The 3,666-nt window shown below is 54.7% G+C and carries 1 tRNA gene and 2 rRNA genes; all 3 read right to left on the bottom strand.

Annotated elements, in window-relative coordinates:
* Positions 1 to 2 precede the first annotated feature (2 nt).
* Positions 3 to 79 (bottom strand) — tRNA-Met (locus ROE7235_RS18315).
* Positions 80 to 108: 29 nt separating this feature from the next.
* Positions 109 to 223, bottom strand: a 5S ribosomal RNA gene (gene rrf / locus ROE7235_RS18310).
* 135 nt (positions 224 to 358) lie between these two features.
* A 23S ribosomal RNA gene (locus ROE7235_RS18305) occupies positions 359 to 3,256 on the bottom strand.
* Between the last annotated feature and the right edge of the window lie 410 nt (positions 3,257 to 3,666).

Here is a 3,666-nt window from a genome sequence, read left to right as displayed (position 1 = left end):
TCTGGTTGCGGGGACAGGATTTGAACCTGTGACCTTCAGGTTATGAGCCTGACGAGCTACCTGGCTGCTCCACCCCGCGTTGGTTGTTTAGGAATGGTTGATTATCAGGTTTGGCGGTGAGCTACTCTCCCACGTCTTGAGACGCAGTACCATTGCCGCGGCGGCACTTAACTTCCGAGATCGGGACGGGATCGGGTGTATTGCTCGCGCTATTGCCACCAAACCTGTGAATCAACCATGTATTCAAGCGACTGTTTTGTGTCGCTTGAGAGATACACGTCGGTGGGGTTTTGGCCCGATTATTCTTGCGTCATGCTTTTGGTATGTGTGCTGTGATTTGGTCTGGTTGTTACTGGAACAAATCAAGCCGATCGAGCGATTAGTACCGGTCGACTGAGCGCATTGCTGCGCGTACATCTCCGGCCTATTGACGTGGTGGTCTACCACGGCTCTCAAGGGAGACCTTGTTTTGAGGGGGGCTTCCCGCTTAGATGCTTTCAGCGGTTATCCTGTCCGTTCATAGCTACCCTGCGCTGCGGCTGGCGCCACAACAGGTCCACCAGTGGAACGTTCACCCCGGTCCTCTCGTACTAGGGGCAACTCCTCTCAAGTCTCCAACACCCACGGCAGATAGGGACCGAACTGTCTCACGACGTTCTAAACCCAGCTCACGTACCTCTTTAAACGGCGAACAGCCGTACCCTTGGGACCTACTCCAGCCCCAGGATGAGATGAGCCGACATCGAGGTGCCAAACGATGCCGTCGATATGGACTCTTGGGCATCATCAGCCTGTTATCCCCGGCGTACCTTTTATCCGTTGAGCGATGGCCCTTCCACTCGGGACCACCGGATCACTATGGCCGACTTTCGTCTCTGCTCGACTTGTCAGTCTTGCAGTCAGGCTGGCTTATGCCATTGCACTCAACGAGCGATTTCCGACCGCTCTGAGCCAACCTTCGCACGCCTCCGTTACTGTTTGGGAGGCGACCGCCCCAGTCAAACTACCTGCCACACAGGGTCCCGGATCCGGGTTCACGGATCGCGGTTAGACATCAAGAGTGCGAAGGGTGGTATCTCAAGGGAGGCTCCACGGGAACTGGCGTTCCCGTATCAAAGCCTACCACCTATCCTGCACATCGCAATCCTGATGCCAGTGTGAAGCTGTAGTAAAGGTGCACGGGGTCTTTCCGTCTAACCGCGGGAAGCCTGCATCTTGACAGGCAATTCAATTTCGCTGAGTCCATGTTCGAGACAGCGGGGAAGTCGTTACGCCATTCGTGCAGGTCGGAACTTACCCGACAAGGAATTTCGCTACCTTAGGACCGTTATAGTTACGGCCGCCGTTTACCGGGGCTTCAGTTCGGAGCTTGCACTCCTCCCTTTAACCTTCCGGCACCGGGCAGGCGTCAGACCCTATACGTCGTCTTGCGACTTCGCAGAGCCCTGTGTTTTTAGTAAACAGTCGCCACCCCCTGGTCTGTGCCCCCGGCCACTGCTTGCGCAATGTCCGGGCCTCCTTCTCGCGAACTTACGGAGGTATTTTGCCGAGTTCCTTAAACATGGTTCTCTCAAGCGCCTTGGTATTCTCTACCAGTCCACCTGTGTCGGTTTCGGGTACGGTCTTATAGAGGGGCTATTTCCAGGAACCCGTTGGCAGCCCGATCAATCCAGTAAGATCGAACTACGTTTCAGATCCGTCACCACCTCACGGCCGAGGAATATTAACCTCGTTCCCATCGACTACGCCTTTCGGCCTCGCCTTAGGGGCCGGCTTACCCTGCTCAGATTAGCTTTAAGCAGGAACCCTTGGACTTTCGGCGACAGGGTCTCTCACCCTGTTTGTCGCTACTCATGTCAACATTCTCACTTCTGAACGCTCCACCGGTCCCTCACAGGCCGGCTTCACAGCAGACTTCTGATGCGTCCGTCACACCCCTGGGGGCATGCAAGACGCAAGAAGTACAGAACAGAACGCTCCGCTACCACGCCCTTACGGGCATCCTAAGCTTCGGCTCATGGCTTGAGCCCCGTTACATCTTCGCCGCAGGACAACTTATTTAGACCAGTGAGCTGTTACGCTATCTTTAAAGGATGGCTGCTTCTAAGCCAACCTCCTGGTTGTTTTGGTCGTCCCACCTGCTTTCCCACTTAGCCATGAATTAGGGGCCTTAGCTGTAGGTCAGGGTTGTTTCCCTCTTCACGACGGACGTTAGCACCCGCCGTGTGTCTGCCGAGTAGTACTCCCGGGTATTCGGAGTTTGGTTAGGATCAGTAAGCCTGTGGGGCCCCATTACCCATCCAGTGCTCTACCCCCCGGGGTATTCGCTCGACGCTCTACCTAAATAGATTTCGCGGAGAACCAGCTATCTCCGAGTTTGATTGGCCTTTCACCCCTAGGCACAGCTCATCCCGATCCTTTTCAACGGATGTGGGTTCGGTCCTCCAGTTGGTGTTACCCAACCTTCAACCTGGCCATGCCTAGATCACTCGGTTTCGGGTCTGATCCATCTAACTCAACGCCCATTTAAGACTCGCTTTCGCTGCGCCTACACCTACCGGTTTAAGCTTGCTAGATAGACCAAGTCGTTGACCCATTATACAAAAGGTACGCCGTCAGGATTCAAGATCCCTCCGACTGCTTGTAGGCGTCCGGTTTCAGGTCTGTTTCACTCCCCTCGTCGGGGTGCTTTTCACCTTTCCCTCACGGTACTGGTTCGCTATCGGTCAGCAAGGAGTACTTAGCCTTCGGGGGTGGTCCCCCGATCTTCAGACAGGATTTCACGTGTCCCGCCCTACTTGATACGTCCTATCGTGCTTCGCATACGGGGCTGTCACCCGCTATGGCCTGCCTTTCCAGACAGTTCTGCCCACACTCAAGGCTCGGCTGGTCCGCGTTCGCTCGCCACTACTAACGGAGTCTCTATTGATTTCCTTTCCTCCGGGTACTTAGATGTTTCAGTTCCCCGGGTTTGCTCTTTTAAGCCTATGTATTCAGCCTAAAAGTAACTGATTAGACTTTCGGATAGCTGCATCGCTTCTCACCATCCGGCCACCGCAAGGTGGCCACGGACCAAGGGTCCGCACGGAGTGTGCATTGCGAAGCAATAACCAAAAATCTTCAGTTGGGTTGCCCCATTCGGAGATCGCAGGGTCAAAGCCTATTCTCGGCTCGCCTGCGCTTATCGCAGAGTATCACGTCCTTCATCGCCTCTTGCTGCCAAGGCATCCACCAAACGCCCTTATTGCGCTTGATTTGATCCAGAAAGAGCCAGACCAGAACATTCGCATGTCCTCGTCCAAATCGGACAGGAGCCTTTTGCGTTCCCCCGCCCTTCACAGTCCAGACCAAAAGCATTGTACGTTTCCCGCCCTCAAACCCGTGCAGGTTTGAGAACATTTGGTTAGTGTACTTGACTTGGAATAGTCTCATGTCTTGCTTGGCGCGAACGCCGCGCTGGCCTTCCCCCACTCGGGACGGCCGACATGACACTGATGTGTATCTCTCTAAACGATGTAAAACGTGCCACCCGAAGGCAGCACAAACGTCCAACAGGACGATCAAAGCCATCCGCAGATGGGTTTGATGATCGTGTTGGTATTCTCAGCTGCGACATCTCGACGATGTGCAGGGTCGAGCCACCCGCCAATCCACTTGAGAATTGGC

Origin of the sequence: Roseinatronobacter ekhonensis, from assembly GCF_900499075.1 — a bacterium.
In the GTDB taxonomy this organism is placed as follows: domain Bacteria; phylum Pseudomonadota; class Alphaproteobacteria; order Rhodobacterales; family Rhodobacteraceae; genus Roseinatronobacter; species Roseinatronobacter ekhonensis.
Note: the sequence above shows the minus strand (reverse complement) of the source record. Positions and strands in the feature narration are given on the sequence as shown.